The sequence below is a fragment of the Streptomyces sp. NPDC101490 genome, assembly GCF_044767145.1.
Taxonomy (GTDB): domain Bacteria; phylum Actinomycetota; class Actinomycetes; order Streptomycetales; family Streptomycetaceae; genus Streptomyces.
In genome coordinates this window covers 16,852-34,130 of the sequence record NZ_JBIWNI010000014.1, presented here as the reverse complement: position 1 = coordinate 34,130, position 17,279 = coordinate 16,852, and the positions used below count along the sequence as shown (strand labels likewise).

General features: G+C 69.7%; 18 protein-coding genes and 1 tRNA gene. 11 read left to right on the top strand and 8 right to left on the bottom strand.

What is annotated here, in order from left to right; all coding sequences use genetic code 11:
- Nucleotides 1-57: 57 nt before the first annotated feature.
- The gene (locus ACIRQY_RS23425) at nucleotides 58-1,302 is read left to right on the top strand and encodes a HEAT repeat domain-containing protein (RefSeq protein WP_403928794.1); all 1,245 of its coding nucleotides are present in this window, start codon (nucleotides 58-60) and stop codon (nucleotides 1,300-1,302) included.
- A 247-nt stretch (nucleotides 1,303-1,549) separates the two neighbouring features.
- Nucleotides 1,550-2,245 carry a DUF6000 family protein gene (locus ACIRQY_RS23420; protein ID WP_403928791.1) on the top strand — a complete coding sequence of 232 codons (696 nt, stop codon included), beginning with the start codon at nucleotides 1,550-1,552 and terminating at the stop codon, nucleotides 2,243-2,245.
- Here ACIRQY_RS23420 and mihF read toward each other — a convergent pair.
- The 5 genes from mihF to ACIRQY_RS23395 all read right to left on the bottom strand — a co-directional run bounded on the left by mihF (nucleotide 2,171) and on the right by ACIRQY_RS23395 (nucleotide 5,853).
- The gene (gene mihF / locus ACIRQY_RS23415) at nucleotides 2,171-2,602 is read right to left on the bottom strand and encodes an integration host factor, actinobacterial type (protein WP_403929053.1); all 432 of its coding nucleotides are present in this window, start codon (nucleotides 2,600-2,602) and stop codon (nucleotides 2,171-2,173) included. The two genes, ACIRQY_RS23420 and mihF, sit on opposite strands and share 75 nt — an antisense overlap.
- 30 nt (nucleotides 2,603-2,632) lie before the next feature.
- Nucleotides 2,633-2,830 carry a hypothetical protein gene (locus ACIRQY_RS23410; protein ID WP_403928789.1) on the bottom strand — a complete coding sequence of 66 codons (198 nt, stop codon included), beginning with the start codon at nucleotides 2,828-2,830 and terminating at the stop codon, nucleotides 2,633-2,635.
- Nucleotides 2,831-3,303: 473 nt separating this feature from the next.
- Nucleotides 3,304-3,723, bottom strand: a complete 420-nt coding sequence (locus ACIRQY_RS23405) for a PH domain-containing protein (protein WP_403929051.1) — start codon at nucleotides 3,721-3,723, stop codon at nucleotides 3,304-3,306.
- 518 nt (nucleotides 3,724-4,241) lie between these two features.
- Nucleotides 4,242-4,550, bottom strand: coding sequence for a hypothetical protein (locus ACIRQY_RS23400; RefSeq protein WP_403928786.1), 309 nt, complete (start codon nucleotides 4,548-4,550; stop codon nucleotides 4,242-4,244).
- Nucleotides 4,551-4,932: 382 nt separating this feature from the next.
- A complete protein-coding gene (locus tag ACIRQY_RS23395) occupies nucleotides 4,933-5,853 on the bottom strand; it encodes a hypothetical protein (protein ID WP_403928784.1) in 921 nt (306 codons plus the stop codon).
- A 966-nt stretch (nucleotides 5,854-6,819) separates the two neighbouring features.
- Between ACIRQY_RS23395 and ACIRQY_RS23390 the strand changes: the two genes are divergently transcribed.
- The 7 genes from ACIRQY_RS23390 to ACIRQY_RS23360 all read left to right on the top strand — a co-directional run bounded on the left by ACIRQY_RS23390 (nucleotide 6,820) and on the right by ACIRQY_RS23360 (nucleotide 11,507).
- A tRNA-Ala gene (locus ACIRQY_RS23390) sits at nucleotides 6,820-6,893 on the top strand.
- 724 nt (nucleotides 6,894-7,617) lie between these two features.
- Nucleotides 7,618-8,166, top strand: a complete 549-nt coding sequence (locus tag ACIRQY_RS23385; protein ID WP_403928781.1) for a hypothetical protein — start codon at nucleotides 7,618-7,620, stop codon at nucleotides 8,164-8,166.
- A gap of 711 nt (nucleotides 8,167-8,877) precedes the next feature.
- Nucleotides 8,878-9,690, top strand: coding sequence for an SAM-dependent methyltransferase (locus ACIRQY_RS23380; protein ID WP_403928778.1), 813 nt, complete (start codon nucleotides 8,878-8,880; stop codon nucleotides 9,688-9,690).
- A gap of 314 nt (nucleotides 9,691-10,004) precedes the next feature.
- On the top strand, nucleotides 10,005-10,289 hold the full coding sequence (locus ACIRQY_RS23375) for a hypothetical protein (protein ID WP_351793347.1): 285 nt from the start codon (nucleotides 10,005-10,007) through the stop codon (nucleotides 10,287-10,289).
- 18 nt (nucleotides 10,290-10,307) lie between these two features.
- Nucleotides 10,308-10,526 (top strand): hypothetical protein, encoded by a 219-nt coding sequence (locus ACIRQY_RS23370; RefSeq protein WP_351793349.1) that lies wholly within the window; start codon nucleotides 10,308-10,310, stop codon nucleotides 10,524-10,526.
- A 370-nt stretch (nucleotides 10,527-10,896) separates the two neighbouring features.
- Nucleotides 10,897-11,025 carry a hypothetical protein gene (locus ACIRQY_RS23365; RefSeq protein ID WP_403928775.1) on the top strand — a complete coding sequence of 43 codons (129 nt, stop codon included), beginning with the start codon at nucleotides 10,897-10,899 and terminating at the stop codon, nucleotides 11,023-11,025.
- 245 nt (nucleotides 11,026-11,270) lie between these two features.
- Nucleotides 11,271-11,507: a chaplin gene (locus tag ACIRQY_RS23360; protein ID WP_351793354.1), complete on the top strand. Its 237-nt coding sequence runs from the start codon at nucleotides 11,271-11,273 to the stop codon at nucleotides 11,505-11,507.
- A 245-nt stretch (nucleotides 11,508-11,752) separates the two neighbouring features.
- Here the strand turns inward: ACIRQY_RS23360 and ACIRQY_RS23355 are convergent, their stop codons facing one another.
- Together ACIRQY_RS23355 and ACIRQY_RS23350 are read right to left on the bottom strand one after the other, a co-directional pair.
- Nucleotides 11,753-12,040, bottom strand: coding sequence for a hypothetical protein (locus tag ACIRQY_RS23355; protein ID WP_403928772.1), 288 nt, complete (start codon nucleotides 12,038-12,040; stop codon nucleotides 11,753-11,755).
- A 379-nt stretch (nucleotides 12,041-12,419) separates the two neighbouring features.
- Complete coding sequence (locus tag ACIRQY_RS23350; protein ID WP_403928769.1) at nucleotides 12,420-13,214, bottom strand: inositol monophosphatase family protein; 795 nt, start codon at nucleotides 13,212-13,214, stop codon at nucleotides 12,420-12,422.
- A gap of 326 nt (nucleotides 13,215-13,540) precedes the next feature.
- On the opposite strand from ACIRQY_RS23350, the gene ACIRQY_RS23345 reads away from it, so the two are divergent.
- Nucleotides 13,541-14,161 (top strand): hypothetical protein, encoded by a 621-nt coding sequence (locus tag ACIRQY_RS23345; protein ID WP_403929049.1) that lies wholly within the window; start codon nucleotides 13,541-13,543, stop codon nucleotides 14,159-14,161.
- 728 nt (nucleotides 14,162-14,889) lie between these two features.
- Here the strand turns inward: ACIRQY_RS23345 and ACIRQY_RS23340 are convergent.
- Nucleotides 14,890-15,171: a hypothetical protein gene (locus tag ACIRQY_RS23340; protein ID WP_403928767.1), complete on the bottom strand. Its 282-nt coding sequence runs from the start codon at nucleotides 15,169-15,171 to the stop codon at nucleotides 14,890-14,892.
- A 640-nt stretch (nucleotides 15,172-15,811) separates the two neighbouring features.
- On the opposite strand from ACIRQY_RS23340, the gene ACIRQY_RS23335 reads away from it, so the two are divergent.
- Nucleotides 15,812-17,194 (top strand): erythromycin esterase family protein, encoded by a 1,383-nt coding sequence (locus ACIRQY_RS23335; RefSeq protein WP_403928764.1) that lies wholly within the window; start codon nucleotides 15,812-15,814, stop codon nucleotides 17,192-17,194.
- The last annotated feature ends 85 nt before the right edge of the window (nucleotides 17,195-17,279 follow it).

Below are 17,279 nucleotides of genomic sequence, written 5' to 3'. Positions count from 1 at the left end.
GGAAACAGTGACATGACCAGACGCGGACGGCAGCAGTGACACGAGGTGAGGAGTGCGATGAGCGGGGCAGCGAGTGGCGGGCATCGGCTGCTCCGCGCGATCCGGGCCGGAGACACACCTCTGGTGAAGAACCTGCTGCTGCGGGACAGTGACGACCCCGATCTCATGGACACCGCGTTCTGCCTGGCCGTGACGACGTATTCGGGACACATCGCGCAGCTGCTGCTCGATCACGGTGCCGACCCCGGCCGGTGCGGACAGGAGGCGCTGCCGTCCCTGCGCGAAGCGGTGGATTCGGGCTCACCCGCACTGGTCGAGGCGCTCCTGGACCACCGGATCCGGGGCAGATACAGCAGGTCCGAGTTCCTGGAGCTACGGGATCTCGCCCGCTGTCGGCACGAGAGAGGAGTGGAGAGCGAACTGCGGCGCCGCACGGGCTCTCAGGACGGCCTTGTCCATACCCGGGTCCCGGACGACGAGTACTTCAGCGTCGGTGCCTACACGCTCGGACGGACGACCGTTCGCGACGGGCACGCGGCGATCCTCACGCGCTTCGAGGAGCTGCTGGGCATCCGTACCCCGTTCGGGGACCTGATGGCACGGGCCTTGGACCACGACCAGAACCACAGAGCATGGGGGAGTGCCACGATCCTGCTGGCCCGCCGCCGCGATGAGGAGACCTGGACCGCCGCGGCGGCTCTGCGCACGCACCCCGAGCCGTCCTCCCGCCTGTTCGGCGCCGAGGTACTCCGGCTGACGCACCTCTTCGACGAGAGCGAAGCCGATACGTTCGCGGGCCCCGCCCTGGACCTCTTCACCGCCTGGTCGACCGAGGAAGAGGATCTCGCGGTCCTCACCGAAGTACTGGTCGCACTCGGGGAGCACACCCACCCACGGGCCGAAGCGGCCCTCCTGGGCCATGCAGGCCACCCCGACGTACGGGTCCGGCGCGTGGTGGCGCGGGGACTCGGCACATGGGCCGGGCCGCTCACGGGCGATGTCCGCGACGCACTGCTGGCATTGCTGACCGACACGGACGCGCAGACACGGAGGAGCGCCTGCCTCAAGGTCGCCGAGGGCAGGGACCGCGGCCCCGTCCTGGCCGACGCTATGGCGGCCCTGCTGGACGACGCCGACCACCAGGTGCAGGCCACAGCCGTGTACGGGCTCGCCCTCCACGACGACGAGCGGTGCGTGCGGGGAGCGCAACGGCTGCCCCCGGCGCCGCCCGGCACCTGGCACGCGCACGAGCACGAACTCGACGCGGTGTGGCGATACGAACGGCGCCGCGACGGCCACTGACACCCCCGCCCGGGCCGCCACCGACCACCACTGCAAGCCCACGCCCTGACCCAGCCCCTGACCCGGCCCCGGACGCAGCCCACCGGGGGACGCTCCACCGCACTGCTGGCGGACGCCCGCGCGTCGGCCCGGACGGATGCCGGGGCGGATGCCTGGGCGGACGGCTCCGCAGGGCCCGGCGCGAACCACTGCCCGCTCCCGGGTGAACCGGCTGACAGCCGACTGCCCCCTGGTCCAGGATGCGGCCATGCCTGATGTCTGCGACAACCCCGAACTGCGGGACCTGATCCGACGGTTCGTCAACCCCGGCCGACGGTACCTCCGGCTGACCGGAAGCCTTCTGAGGCTGAGCGGGACTGAGCGTGAGCAGTTCGGGAGGGAACTGGCGCGAGCCGCCGGGGAGATCACTCCCGCCGAACTCGGCGTCCTCCTCGAAGGCGGCTGGCGGGAGCGCAGGACCGCCTGCTGGCTGATCGCCGTGGCCGGACGCACCGAGTTCCGCGGCCGGCTCGGTGAACGCCTGCTCGCCGACGCGAACCCGTACGGCGGTTCCTACTGCGTCGCTCTGTCCACGTTCGCCACCGACGCGGACGCCGATCTGGTCTGCGCCTACCTCGACCGCTACCTGCCCCGGCCCGACCTCGGCTACGACCAGACGTTCGCGCTCAGCACACTGCTCCACCTCGACACCGTCCTGGGAACCGAGCGGGCCTCGCGCTACCTCGCCGTCGACGGCCTGTGGCAGCGGTGGAGCGATGCCACGCCGGGCACACCAGGCGATCCGTGGGAGTACCAGCGGATCGTGGCCCAGCTCTGCTCCTTCGCGCATGAGTGCGCCGGGCTCCTCGCCGGAGGAGAGAAGGACTGCTCACCTCCCCGCCTCCGAGCCTCTGGACAGGGCCGCCGGGACGCCACGAGACTTGGGCGGGCCGGGACGGGCTGACTCACTGAATGCACTCACCCGACTCGCAGCGGGCCTGCCCCGGCAGGGCGTTGTTGGCCAGGCCGTCGGCGGGAAGAATCCGAGCAGGCGTTCCCTCTGCCTGGCCCCGAGGCCCTGGACGCGGTGGCTCTCCGAGAGGCCGAGCTCTTCCGGAAGCCGACCGGCGCGGACCTCGCCGACACCGGGCAGTGCCTCCAGCGGGCGGCTTACCCGCACCTTGCCGACGACGACGCCCTCACGGGAGAGCACAGCCTCCAAGGAGACCCTGCAGTACGTGAACTGGGCGAGGAGCTCGCCGTGTTCCTTTCGGGCGACGGTGGCTTTCTCCAGTGCCCCGGCCCGGGCCTCGGCGGCCAGTGTGGGGGTGCCCAGCGCAAGCCTCTTCCCTCAGGCGAGGCGCGAAGTGTCGGCTTCGGCCGCGTCGGCGGGAACCCGGACCTTCATGGGTTCGCCACGTCCGACGAGGGTCAGGGTGGTCGTGGTCCGGATCGTTGCCTCGACGTCCATCTCCAGCCGTACCTCCGTGAGGTGGCCGCGTCCGTCGATCCACACCTTGGCGGTGGCGGGGATCGCACCGCCTGTCATGTCGCGTATCTGATCGGTCTTCTTCCGTTCGGTCTTCTTCCGTCGGCACGTCGGACGTCTTTGTCCGCCACTTCTCCCGACCGTCCCGGCCGCCGCACTCTCACGACGCTTCACTGTGTCTGCGCGCGGGGGCAGCGGAGCGAACGCATGACACGGACACGACGGGAGGCGCCGTGATGGAACCAGCCCTTCCCCCACCCCGTGGACGGACCTCTGACACGGAACCGGGACTCTCTGCGCGAGGGGGACTGGCTGCCGAAGCTTCCACCAGGCACCGAGAGTGGCGCTTCCAGCGGGCGCGCCCCCTGCCGCGCACCTGGCCGGGCATCGCCGCGCGCGTCGAACCATACCTTCGGGAGGGCCCGGCTCGTCGTACGCGGCCTGGAGCGGACTCCGCAGGATGGAGGACCTGGTCCTGGAGACGCTGGCGAAGGTCGGCATGTCAGAGATGCCGCCGGGGCCGGGTGGCCGGATCAGCCGGACGCGTCCGAGGCGACCGGCGTGCAGGCGGGGCATACGGCGAGGTGGGCGGCGTGCGCGGACCTGAGCGCGTTCATGCGCTGCTGGGCGGCGCGGCGGGAGTACGAGGCGATGGCCTGGAACGGAACTCGCTCACCGCTCCTGAGTACCACTCCCGGGAGAACGCTCTGCACCGGGCCGGTACCGCGTGCGTCCAGGTATGCCTCGCGGATCTCGCACCACGCCACGGAACGCGACCGTCCCAGCCCGCGCTCCGTGACACCTCCGGTATCGATCCGCAGCCCCAAGAAGCAAGCGCGGAAGGCGATCCAGCCACCGAAGGCGAGGCACCCCGCATAGATGGCGATACTGGCGGCATCGCCTGTCATGACCAGCCCGGCCACACCCAGCAACCCGAACACGCTCCCCACCATGATCAGCACGACACACTGACCCGCGCTGCTCAAGGTCCGGGCGGGTATCGGACAAGACGACGGCTCCATGCCACGGACTCTACGCCGTCACCACGCGAGGAGGCAGCGGCGGGCGGCCCTGGGGTCACTGCCCATCTACGAGGTCAAGCGCGGTGTCGCCAAGCGGTGTCATGGACAGTGAGCACGGCACCGGCGGGGGAGGCTCAGGCCGTCTGCCCGGAGCTGGGCCGGGTCGATGCGAACGCCGCCGGTGCCTGCCCTGAGCGCAACACTGCCGTCGGCCGCCGCACCACCGGGCAGTGAGACGTCCCCGGTGAGCCGCGCCCGCTTCCCGCCCGCCGTGACACCACTGCCCGCTCGCTCCGGTGCTGCCCGGCATGCTGTTCAGCGACGAGATGGCCGCCGTGAGCGCCCCCCCCGACCCCGACTGGCTGTTCGTCAACCGCTCCCCGCTGGAGCACCCGACCTGGCAGGCAACCCCTGCTCCGCCGTTGCGCCCGTCCTTCCGCCGTCGTGTGTCAGGCCAGCTCGAAGCCGCTCTGAATGACGCCGTATTCCGCAGGTGTCTCCCGGCAGGTGTAGTGACGGCCGAGAAGATCCGGCAGGTCCGTTCCCAGCTCGTGTGCCAACCAGGCCGCACTGGTCTTGCCTGTCCGCGAGGGGTCGTCGACGGCCTGGTAGCAGGCCGTGGCGCCACGCAGTTCGACGATCACGTATCTCACACGGTTGCCCGCGCCGACCACCATGCCATTGCCATGATGCTCTGGGGCGCAGCCCGGAGGCTGCTCACAAAGCCCACAGCTCACGTCGTCCTTCGAGGAATCCACGACGTGATCGTACGTCCCTCATGATCATCCGGCGTCGGGTGGCCCACGATGGGAACGGCGGCGACGACGCAGAGACCGAGCCGCAGGAGTACGAGCGTTGACATGGTGGGCGGCATCTGTGTCAGGTTTCCTTCCGGGACGCGGGCAGGCGGAGGAACGTGTGCGGCGGTGCCGGTCCATGCCGCTCACGGCGGAAGCCAGGCTCAGGGCAGCGGTGTGCCTTCCGTCGGCGCCCGAGCACCAGTTGGCCACGGCTCGTTCCCGGCGTTCCTGACAGGGGTGGGAGCGGTGCCCGCGCCCGTCGACGGCCGTGTGGACCGGACGGCGTCGCCAGCCACAGAACGGGCCCGGCCTGCCCGGACGCGACCTGGTGCGGCACGCTTCAGCCGCGTCGCAGGGTGTAGATCTCGCCGGAGTCGGGGTCGCCGATGAAGAGGTACAGCTTGGGGTGTCGCAGGGTGCCGTAGACGTTCCAGCTGTCCGTGGGGCAGGAGTCGAGGGTGACGAGGACCTGCTGGCTGAGCGGGCCGTGGGCGGGGTCGTGGGTCCAGGTGCCGGTACCGGAGCACTCGCGGACCCGGGGCCCGAAGGAGTCGGCCGTATCGTCGTAGTCGAAGGTGCGGATGCGGTCCGCGTCGGCCCGGCCGTCAGGGGCGAGAGTGAGGGTGCCGCCGTCGCCGTCGGTGTACGTACCGGTGAGTTGCTGGGCGTTGAAGCGCGGGGGCTCGTAGGCGATCCCGGAGTGCAGGGCGATTCCGGCGAGAGTGAAGGCGGTGACCACGGCGAGCGTCCCGTACACGCCGACCGAGCCGAGCACGGTGCGCAGCGACGGGCGTCGGCGGGCCGGGAGGAGCAGTCGGCGTGCGGTCAGAGCGGGGGCAGCGAGGGCTGCCGTTCCCGCGACCCAGGCGACGAAGCCCGCGAGGACACCGCCGTCGGTGAGTACCGTCACGGCGACGCCCGGCCCGACCGCGAGGACGGCCGCCACGGCCGGGACCCACCACCAGACCTGACGCCCGGAGACGACACGGCCGAGCCAGGCCGCCACGCATATCACCGGCACGACCACGGTTGCCGCCACCGCCGTGGCGAGCATGGCACCGCCCGCCACGAGGAACGGTGAACCGACCACCAGCATGAACAGGCTCATCGCGTTCATCGGCAGCGTGGGACTCTCCGCCGTCTGCCCCCACACGTAGTTCACGATCAGCCCGATGACCGCCTCAGTCAGCAGTACCGCGACGCAAGCCGCCACGACCTCGTCGAGCCGGTCCCTCACACGCAGCTGCGCCTGATCCGACACCCCACACCACATTCCTGAACGCATTCAAATCCCCTCCGCGGCACATCATGCACCACCCCCGCCCCCACCCCTCCGCCACCCCCGCCCCGCACCGCATGGGACCGGGTGGCGGCCCCTGAGAGGGCAGGGCATTCAGCCGTCCGGAGGTGCGTAGGGTGCCGCCACCTGCGAGGACACATCGCCCTGGGATGGGCCAAGGGGTTTGGATGAGGAAGTTGTGGGCCTGCGCCCAGATACTTGGCGCGGTCGGCCTGACGGGCTCCGCCGACGAGGACGGGAAGGCGCGTCTGGGCCGGTTCCGGCGCCCTCGCCCGTCAACCTCACGATCAGTGGCAGGGTCGCGGTCCTACTCTCCCTCGAAGGAGTCGGCCCCGGACAGGGGCAGCCCTGCGAGTCCCCGTCAAAGGCCAGGAGCAAGCTCGGTACGGAAGTCCGCGTCACAGACGACACCGGCGACTCGACCAACTCGTCACCGAAGCAGTACCCGACCGAGCACTGCAATCAGCGGACCCGCCTCAGCCTCGTAAGGAAACGGACGGCAGGTTCAGAGCTCACCTTGCACCGTTGGATGGCGATGGAAACCGAGCCACGGTGTGGTGCGCGTACTGCTCCTCCGGGCCGAAGTCTCGGACCGCGCGATGAGCCTCTTGGGTCCGACTCGTCTCGCCCGGCAGGCGAACGAGGATGCAGAGGGCGCTACGGATGCCGGTTTTGGCGCGGTTGCGCAGCGCCTCTTCCATCCCCTGCTCGCGCAGCGATCTGTTGAGTCTCCGACGTGCGCGGACATCCGTGAGAGGACGCTCCGTGAGGTCCGAGTGCCGGTCCGCACGAGCGAGCAGCTCCATGTGTTGGCCTAACTCACGGGTTCTGGCTCAGGTCGTGTGATCTCGTCGCGCTGAGTGAACAGTCCTCCTGGATAAAATCAGGGCGCTGGGTGCGGGTTGCTCGTATGATCACGGGCGGGATGGGGCTCGTAGCGCAGTGGTTGTCGCGCCTTCACCGCATGTGGGAGGACGCCGGTTCGAATCCGGCCAGCCCCATCCCACTCGGGCTCATGCCAGTAGGACGCGCTTCCGCAGGAGCTGGAACTCGGGTGTCGTCGAGGGCCACGTCAACCGCATCAAGATGCTCAAGCGCCAGATGTTCGGCCGTGCCGGCTTTGCCCTGCTCCGCAAACGTGTACTCCAATGCGCCGTGAACGGTGTCAGTGGCTGCTGAGACGCTGGCCGCAGTTCAACGAGCGGATGCCAGGAGACGTAGATGGGCACGTGGGGAACAGGGCCGTTCCGAAAAGGCCGCATCCCAGTCCCGGCGTCGCTCTGCCACCTGGGCCTGCTCGAATCACTTCACGGTGCCAGTGTCACGTAGCGCTGGCTGGTACAGCATCGCGAAAGTCGCCGCTGCCGAACATCCGCCAGGACCGAACACCTACCACCTGCCGAAGGCTCTGGAAGTGACCATCTCTGAGTGGGTTCTTCGTCGCCGGACGGGGTGGGGTGTCTGCGATCGAAGCGCCACATCAAGCCCTCGCCGCCGCTGCGCTGTTCGCTCCGCTGTCGGCGGAGCGAAGGACGCGGTCGTGGGCCAGACACCTGCTCTGGAGCACACGGCACGCCTCCGCCCCGAAAGGCGACCGGCCTGTCGAAGCCGACGTGCTCGGGGGTACCCGCTCGGTGAGAACTCCCGTGAGGCCGTTGGTGTCTCCATGGCACACTCATGCCTCGATCACGGGGCGGTCAGCCTTGTGACCTGGGAGGGGACACCTTGAACATACGGAAGTGGACTGTCGGCGCGGTGGTGGCCGCGATCACGCTGGGCATCGCGGGCTGTAGCGGAGACGCCACCGGCATCGAGGCCACGGCGCCCGCCTCGCCGCGTCCCGCGGGCACCGGCCCGCTCGCGCAGGCGGTCGTGCGCGCCGACATCGCGTCCACGGTCGCGGACGCGGGAGTCCCCGACAACGCCCCGGACTACGGCCGCAGGTCCGAGGGGTTGGCGGACACGGTGGCATCGTGCGTGGTCGCCTTCAAGGGGTTCGGCGAGAAGGGCACCACTGTCGACTTCGCACGCTTCGAGGCGGTGACACGCGAGCTTCGTGAGCGTCAGTGGACGGAGGACCCTGGGGCGAGGAAGGAAGACAGGACCGCGGACGGGACGGTCGGCCGGGCCGAGACGATTCTGCGGCAGCGCGGCTGGATCATGACCGCGGACCTCAGTGAGTTCCAGGACGAGGGCGTGATCACCCTGCGGGCCATCGACCAGGCATGCTTCAAGAAGTACCGCGGCCAGCTCGAAGTCCCCGACGGACTGTGAAGCATGTGAGCGCGTCGACTCGTCTTGTCCAACGGTGGTGGCGCCTTCCTCCGGCGGCGGTGACGCACATGTTCGGCGCATACCGGGTCGTCCGGGGACGCCCCGCCTTGACGGGCTGATGGCGGACGACACAGGTCCAGGCGAACTTGGGCAGGAAGAGCGCCGCTGGCGCGGTCGCCGGAGACCCACCGATCGATGCCTCTTCCATGCGGCTGTCCGCTCTTGCTCGGAGTGACCTCGTGTCGCACCTGATCGTTTCGGAATGCTGTCCGGCGGAGACGCCAGTGGCTCCATGGAGCACCCCTTCGGTTACCGGCTCAGGGGGATGCCGTCGTATCGAACGGGTTGGGGCTGCACGAGACCTCATGCCCGGTCACGTCCACGCCCGGTGAGCGCCCTGAGGCAGGAGCCGGGCAGGACCAGGGCCGTGGTGGCGTGCCACGTTCTGGCTGGCGGGGCCACGCGCCGGGTCGTCGCGTGGTCGTGCCGTGGGGCCGACCGTCACCCTTCGGGGCGGCATGTCACACGGGCCGGTCCGGCCGTCGGAGGCGAGGATGGGCCACGGCTCGAAGCCGGAGCCGGTCGGTGCGACGGTCCCGTCTCGCCGACGGGCAGGGTCCGGGCGGCAGGCCCGGACGCCGCCCCACGGCGTTCCCGGCGGCTTCGCGGCCGTCGCACGACCGGTCCCGTCGAGAACGCTGGTGAGGCTTCATGTCCGGTACGCCGTCCTACGTCGATCCGAGGAAACCCAGTATTGCCCGGGTGTACGACGCCTTCCTCGGCGGCAGCAACAACTACGAGGTGGACCGCGAGGTGGTCCGGGAAGTGAGGGAGGCGGTTCCGGAGGCCGCCGACCTGGCGGTCGAGAACCGCTCCTTCCTGATCAGGGTGTGCAGGTTCCTCGCCGGCGAGGCGGACGTCACCCAGTTCCTGGACTGCGGCTCGGGTCTGCCGACCGCCCAGAACACCCACCAGGTGGTGAGGAAGATCGCCCCGGACGCGCGGGTCGTCTACGTGGACAACGACCCCCTGGTGCTGGAGCACAGCCGCGCGCTCCTCGAAGGAAACAGGACCGCCGTCATCGTCGCCGAGGACATCTTCGAACCGGAGACGCTGCTGCGGAACGAGGTCCTGCGGTCCCACCTCGACTGGAACGAGCCGATCGCGCTGCTCCACATGGGCACCCTGCACCACTACAACGGCGAGGCCACCCGCCCGCGCAAGGACATCGTGCGCGCCTACGTCGACGCCCTTCCCTCGGGTTCGTACCTGGCGCTCAGCCACTTCCTGGACCCTGAGAACGAGTACAGCGGGACCGCGCGGAAGCTGGAGGACCGGCTTCTGCACAGTCTGATGGGCAGCGGCATCTTCTCCACCTGGGCCGAGCTGGCGGAGCTGTTCGACGGACTGGAGCTGGTCGACCCGGGACTGGTCCCGTGCCACGAGTGGCGCCGCGACACCCCGCGCGTCGACCAGACTCCGGCCGAGCGGTGCATCGCGGGGGGCGTCGCCCGCAAGCCGTGACCTCCGTCGCGGCCACCGGTCGCGACCCCGTCCGCTTCCCGCTCGTACCGTCGGTCCTGATCCCGCGTACGACGTGGCAGGTGCGGCGCTTGGCGGCCGGCTTCGGCGAGGGGAGGGACGCCCGGACCGCCCGGGCGAGAGCCTCGGGCTCCCAGACGGTCTCGTCACTCGCGCCTCAGCGCCGCCGAACACGCGGCGGCACGCCTCGTCGTGCGCAACGCGCGCTCCGGCATCCGCGTGAAAGCGGTTCCGACCGCACTTGCCGTTCGACGAAAAGGGAAGAAAGGGTGTGACACGCACGAAGGGTGATGTTCATGGCAAACGTGCAGCGCCGCTTCACGGGCCGGATCTTCCTTGCGGCCGGACAGCAGACCTGGCTCGGTTTCTACTACACCGACGGCGACCCCCAACCAAGCAGCTGGAACCGCTGGGCCGCAGGTCAAACCGGGTTCGGCAGTTCCTTCTCGTACATCGAGATCCTGGAGGAACTGGTCGCCTGGGACATCAACGCACAGCCCCATGTGGGATGGAACCTGCTGCTCCGGGCTCAGAACGGGGACGCGGACTTCATCTTGAGCGCCGTCAATGTGGACGGGTAGAACAGTGAGGAGAGTCTGATGCGGGTCCACGTGGTGTACGAGCCGGACGGGAAGATCATTGCCCTCGCGGATCTCGACAGCGAAGGCGGAGTGGGGGTGCGGCCTCTCCCGCAGGAAGGCCGGGAGTTCACCCGGATCGATGTACCGGACGCGTACGCCGGTCTTCCCCTGTCCGGGCTGTACGAGCGCCTCCGCCTGGAAGTCGGACCGGAGGGCCCCCGGGCCCACTGGCAGTAAGAGGTCCTGACAGCGGCGTCGGGCGTGGCGGTGGGGTGATGAGGCAGGTTGCGAAGCCGAACTCGTCCCCGGCTGCGACGCCGCCGGGGATCGCTGGGTTGTCCTGGTAGAGGCCGTGAGCGCGACGGGACGCCCGTGGGTATCGAGCGTGTTCGGGTTGAAGAAGGCCGCTGCGCCTTCCCTTATCGGGTCAGGAGCCCTGCTCTGCCGGGATGGCGCCGCCCCCGCGGCCCGACGGCGGAACTCGCCGTGTGGTGAGATCTGCGCCCCGTGGACGGGCCTCGGCATCCCCGGCCTGCTCCACGCCACCCGCCGGACGAAGTCGCGTCCCCCAGGTGACGGGGCTCTGGACCTGCTTCACGGTCTGTGTGTGGCCGACTTCCTCTCGGCCCGCATCCGCGAGGCCGAACAGCCCGCCGACCAGGTCGCGGCGCTGGGAGAGATCGGCAGCCGGTTCGCGGAGTGCCTGCCCTCCGCCGCCCTGCGGGCCCACCGCTGAGGCGCGTGCGCCGCGCCTGCCGGAATTGCGTCACCCGGGGTGTACAGAAGCACGTTATGCGGACTCTGGTCGCGTCAGGAAGTGGCGGTCTTCCGGTGAGGTGGTGGGTGATGGGATCGGTCAGCACCCAGCCAGGCTTCGTCCGCCCGGGCGTCGCCCACCAACGGCTGAATGACCGACTGCGGCGGGTCGCGTGCTGTGTGATTGACCGGTCCTGCCCCCCCCTGAATTGTTGGGAGAACAGCATGAAGATTCGTGTCATGGCCGCAGCCGCCTGTCTGGCTGCCGGGATGGTCCTGGCGGGCGGAAGCGCCGCCGTCGCCGATGCCGACGCGGACGGTGTCGCCATCGGCTCGCCCGGCGTACTGTCAGGCAACGTGGTCCAGGTCCCGATCCACATCCCCATCAACGCGTGCGGGAACTCCATCGGTCTGATCTCGTTCCTCAACCCGGCGTTCGGCAACACCTGCGTCAATACCTGACCAGCCTGGAAGCGGTCCGGCTCACCTTGTTGGAGCCGGACCGCTGGCATCGCCTGCGGAACCTGCCGGAGGCGACATACGGCGCCCGCCCCGCAGCATGACGAGCCCCTGCCACCCGTGCGAGTCGCCGAGGTACGAGCTCTGGCCCAGCGAAATTGCGCGGCAGCCGAGGCGGCGGTCCGGCAGATCCTGCCGTGTGAGGACTCCGGCCGGGCACGGTCGGCCGGGCTGTGCGAGGCGTGCGGTCACCGGCGGCGGACCGAGTTCCTGACCGGCCCGGCCGCCGTCACGGCCGCCACCGCCGAGGTGATCGTGCGTCGGCACTTTCTCCTGCGGACGGTGGGTGAGGGGGAGCACCGTGACGGGTGCTCCCCCTCACCTCGGGGCTCGGCAGTCGTTCGACGGCAGCCGCACAGTTCGACGAACGGGCCGCTCGCCCGTACGAGTTCGTCGAACGAGCCGTCCTCCCGGATCCGGCCGCGTTTGCCGAGGCCCCGGTCTCCTTCGCGGCCGTTGTCCAGGACGTGCGTCACGATGACCGTGATCCGTTCCTCCCGGCCCTCGCGGAGCTGGTGAGGACCTGGTGTTCAGCGCGTGCGTCCATCGCGCGGGGGCGCCATGTGATGCCCGCACGGCTCTGGACCCAAAGGACATGAGAGGAGGTCTTCGCGCAGGCCTCGGGCGGGCCCATCGGGCCCGGGCAGCCGTCGCCTTGGGATCGGTACGGGTGGGCCGTCGGCGCCCCGAGCGGCGGATTCGGCCGCACGCGCAGCTCAAGGCCTGCACGCGCGGCTCAACCTTGCGAACGGGCCCGGATCCGCGGACGAGAGGGGCATCCGCTGGGGCGACAGGCCTTGCCCCGTCGCGGCATGATCCAGCCCCGGCGAAATCCATGAGGTCGTAGCACTAGCTTCAGCTGTGGATCATCGACATCAGCGCCCCGTGGGTCTCGTCGTCGGCGGCGACCACGAGCCCGCGGCCTGCCTCGCCGACCGGGGCACCGTCGATTCCGGTGACAGTGCAGCCCGCGGCCCGGCACAAAGCGATGCCGGCCGCGAAATGCACGCTCCGAGAGAGATCGCCGCCATCGGTAACGTACGCGGCGCGTCTTCCGGCGGCGACCCAGGCAAGCGCCAGCATCGTGGACACGACCCGAGGCCGGAACCGTTCGACGAACTCAGGACGGGCCAGCAGATCCACGGCCCGGACTCCCGGTGCACTCGGGAACGGCGGATCCAGGTTCACGTCCACCAACCGGGTAGCAGACGAGGGAGTCAGCAGCTCGTCTTCCGCCCCGTCATTCCGCACCCAGGCGGCCTCCCCGTCGGTGAAGAAGACCTCGCCGCTGAACGGGTCGGCCACCGCCGCAGCCCCATCGCGCAGCGCCACGTTGACAGCCACCAGCATGCTTCCCACGGCGTAGTTCAGCGTGCCGCACAGGGGATCCACCAACCACTGACGCACAGCACTGACGGCGCCCTGCTGCCCGCCTTCCTCGCCGAGCACCGCGTCATCGGGCCGTGCGGAACGGATGACACCAAGAATCGTCCTCTCCGCTTCCACGTCGGCGGCGGTGGCAAAGTCCCCGGCGCCCTTGTCGATGCGGTCGAGTCGCCGGCCGTACATGGCGCGGACCACATCCGCACCAGCCCGTGCCCCGGCTATCGCGACTGCGGCATCGTCGGAACTCGCGTATGAGTCGATCATGCCGTGCACACTATCGACGCGAAGCCACCGCTCCGGCGAACCGTCCCGGCCGGAGCACCAGCGACCCGTGCGACGACGCCCCCGTCGTACGGAGACCGCCCCTTCCGCCAGCTCACGTCAGGCTCGTACCAGCGGGGTTTCCAGCGCACCGCCACCATCGGGAATCGCGCACCCCCATGCCGGTGGTTGGTGACCTTCCGCTTCTCGGACGAGGTCAGCACCTGCGAGTCGTCGCTTTGCACCGGGCCCGCTCCGAGCCCGGTGCCCCAGCTGAAAGCCCGTGGCGGCGTTGCGGGTGGGTCCGGCATCATCCCCATGTGATCGTGATGCAAGCCGTTCTGGAGATCTCCGCTGCCGACGACTTCGCGCTCTGGCCCGTTGGTGAGCACGAGTCGTACGGCTACCTCGTACTGAACGGGGAGCTGACTCCGGCGGAAGTCGGCGCGGCAGTCATGCGGATCGCCGAGTGCAACGACTTCGAGCCGGAGGAGGAGCACGGGCCTTGCCCGACCGACCCGCTCGGCGCGTTCCTGCACGGGCTGCTCACCATGCCCGACCTGTTCGCCGCCGGTGGTTTCCGGGTGGCCGACACGGCCACCGGCACCGTCTTCGTCGAGCCGGGCTGCTGCAACGGCCTGGAGAACTGGCAGGACTGGTGGGAGGTGCTGGACGGCACCGGCTGCTCCTCCTTCGGCCACGACCCGTCCTCGGCGGCCGAACGTTTCGGTGACACCGTCCGGCTGACTCTCGATGCCGACGCGGAGGACGGAAGCCCGGTGATCGAATTGCCGGTGGACCAGGTGCGTGCGCTCGTCATCGGCGCCCAGGCGGACTTGCGGAACTTCCTCGGCCTCGCCGGAACCTGGGCCGGGCAACACCTGCCGACGCACGCCGTCGCTGTCACGGCCGCCTTGGCCCGGGCGCTGGACCTGGAGCTCAGTTCCTGACCCACCGGGCGTGTGTGCACGATGTCCGTCTTCCCCTCCACCGAAGGCACAGCGCGCTGCGTACCTGCCTCACCGGTTTCGCTCCGTACGGCCTGCGGGCGACGTACCACCACCTCACGCTCAGCGCCGCGATCCCCGTCGGCTGGAGGCGGACCCGGATGCGTTGGTGCGGGCGGTGGAGGAACTGTTCGAGGCGAGGGTGCTGTGGCTGGTGCGAGCAGAAGAGTTCGACGTGCAACGCCGGGCGGAGAAGCGGGCTGGTCGGCGGGCCGTACCGGACCCTCGGCCGTGGTGGCTGCGGAGCTGGTGGGAGAGCCCGGACCGTGCCTGGTTGGAAGACCCGTCTCGCCACCCGTCGTTGCGACTGTCCGAGTACGTCCGGCGGCAGAACGCGCTCCTGGACGGCGCTGATCTGCCCGGCTGCCCGGCTTGCGGCGACGAGGGACCGCGGGTGCTGAGCTCGACCGGGCACGGCTGGGTCGAGCTGTGCCGTGGGAGACGAGGAGCTTCACTCCTCCCTCGGGCTGACCTCCGTGAGATCCGGCGGGATGACGACGGCGCCCTGGGGTTGACGGGCTCCCGCACGCGACGGCGGGACAGGTTCGGCGCCGCATGTCCGGACCGCCGGGCCTGTCGAAGGAACAGGAGCCGGGCGGACTTCCCGTGTGACCGCCGTCCTCCTCTTGCTGGTGGAGGTGAGGACGGCCATGCCCGCTCTCTGTGACTTTTCAGATCCGGATGAAGGGGAGGAGGTGTGCGCCCTCCAGGAGGTCGGTCATCAAGAACTCCTGTGAGACGGCTCGCAGGGTGTCGTACTCAGTCGGGGTGATGCGTACGTCGAAGAACCGGATGATCTGGCACAGGTCGTCCAGAGCTAGTTCCGGTTCGGCGTTGTCGATGGCCTCGGCCGTGGACCGCAGGGCGTTGAGTGCTGGGTGGGAGGGCTCCAGCCGCGTGCGAACTGATGCCACGACGGTGCTGAGGCGGATGCTCGCATCGTCTTCTCGCATGGTTTTTGTCCTTCTGCCTGTCATCCAGCTTGAGCGGGCTCCCTTACAGGCCGTGCCTCCGGAACGACGGCGGGTTCCGGAGGCACGACGAGTGAGGGGCAGAGTCAGCTGATTTGTATCACTGGCTGGTGTTGATGAAGGCGGACATTACGCCGACGGGCTTTCCATCGGGTAGCACGAAGGTGCGGTAGCACACCGTGACTGTGTACTGCGTCTTCGTCCGGCTCCCCGGCGGCCGGGGCTCGGGTCCCGGTTCTCGGGTCCGGCTCCCGCCGCCTGGTCCGCCTCGGGCTGGGGTTCCTGGGCTGGGGGCTGGTGGGGAGAGAGGCGGTTGCGGCAGAGGATCAGGAGGGTGTGGGGGTGCCGGTGCAGCGGGTGGCCTGGGACGGGTAGGCGTTTTGAATGTGCCTGCCCAGGTGTTCTCGTGGTCGGGGCGAGCACGCGGATGGGGTCGGCGATCACCTTGGCGTACAGGCCGTGTGCGGTGGGCGGGTCTCCGGCCTTCCTGGTGGTGTCTGCGGCCCTTCTGGTGGAGTGCACTCCACCAGGAACTGGGGAGTTGTGTTCACTGCGCCACCAGGGGACCGCGGGCGAGGATCTTCATCACGTCGCCGGTAGCGAACCCAAGGAGCCCACCAGTATGACCACTCACCACCACTCGCGCGTCGGCCGCAGGGCCATGCTCGTCACGGCGGCGATCGCGATGGGAATGACCCTCACCCCCGCGGTGGCACAGGCGTCCCCGACCGCCCAGCAGACCCCGGTGGCGACCGCCACCCGGGCCCAGGACCCCGTCGTCCGCGAGCTGGAGCGGATCGCCCACCCGCTGCGCTCCACCGAACCCGGCGGGAGGACCACCGATCTGCGGGCCCTGGGCGCGATGATCGGCGATGCGAAGGTCGTCGGCCTCGGCGAGGCCACCCATGGCTCCCACGAGTTCTTCGCCATGAAGGAGCGGGTCTTCCGCCACCTCGTCGAGGAGAAGGGGTTCCGCGCCTTCTCCCTGGAGTTCAGCTGGGGCGCCGGGCTGCGGATCGACGAGTACCTCCAGACCGGTAAGGGTGACGCCCGGCGGATCGTCGCGGAGCACCTCGGCAACTCCCCCTGGGACCGCGAGGAGTTCGTCCACCTCCTCCAGTGGATGCGCGACCACAACCGGCGCAACCCCACCCGTACCGTCCACTTCGTCGGCAACGACCTCTCCGGCCCGGCCATGACCGAGGACCTCTTCGGCCGGATCACCGGCTACGTGCAGCGGCACCAGCCCGCGCTGGCACCTCGCGTCGACAGCCTCTACGCAGGGCTGCGCCCCGTCGACGACGTCTTCGAGTACCTGAAGAAGCCGCTCGCCGAGCGACAGCTCTTCGCCGACCGGGCCCGTGAGGTGCACGACCTGATCAGCGCGGCGGGCGGGCGGGACCGGAAGGCACATGAACTGGCTGTGCAGAACGCCCGCTCCGTCGCCGACACCACCCGGTTCCTGACCGCGGATCCCAGCAACCCGGCGGCCATGCCCGAATTCCAGCGCCTCCGCGACGAGGCCATGGCCCGGAACGTCCTGTGGTGGCAGAAGCGCACCGGCCACAAGATCCTGGTCTCCGCGCACAACGACCACCTCGGCCTGATCGCCGGAACGGCCACGATGTACCCCAAGACCCAGGGATCCTTCCTCCGCGACGCGATGGGCCGGAACTACCTGCCCATCGCCATGACCTTCGACCGGGGATCCTTCCTCTCCAAGGACACCGCCATCGGTGGTGACTGGAAGAAGTTCACCGTCGGCGCCGCTGCCCCGGGCACCAACGAGAACACCCTCGACAAGGTCCGCCACCGCGACTTCTACGCCGACCTGCGCACCGCCGCGCCCGCCGCCCGCAGCTGGCTGGACACCGCCCGCCCCACCCGCAGCATCGGCACGCTGTTCAACGACGACTACCCCCTCTACGACCTGGCGCTCGGCCGCGCCTTCGACGTTCTGGTCCACATCCATGGTGTACGGGAGGCGGACCTGCCCCGGCCGTGACCCCTGAGGGGCCGGGCCCGCAGGCGCGGACCCGGCCCCTCAGGCACACCGGCGACGGTTCAGCGCGCCACGGCGCCGACCGGCC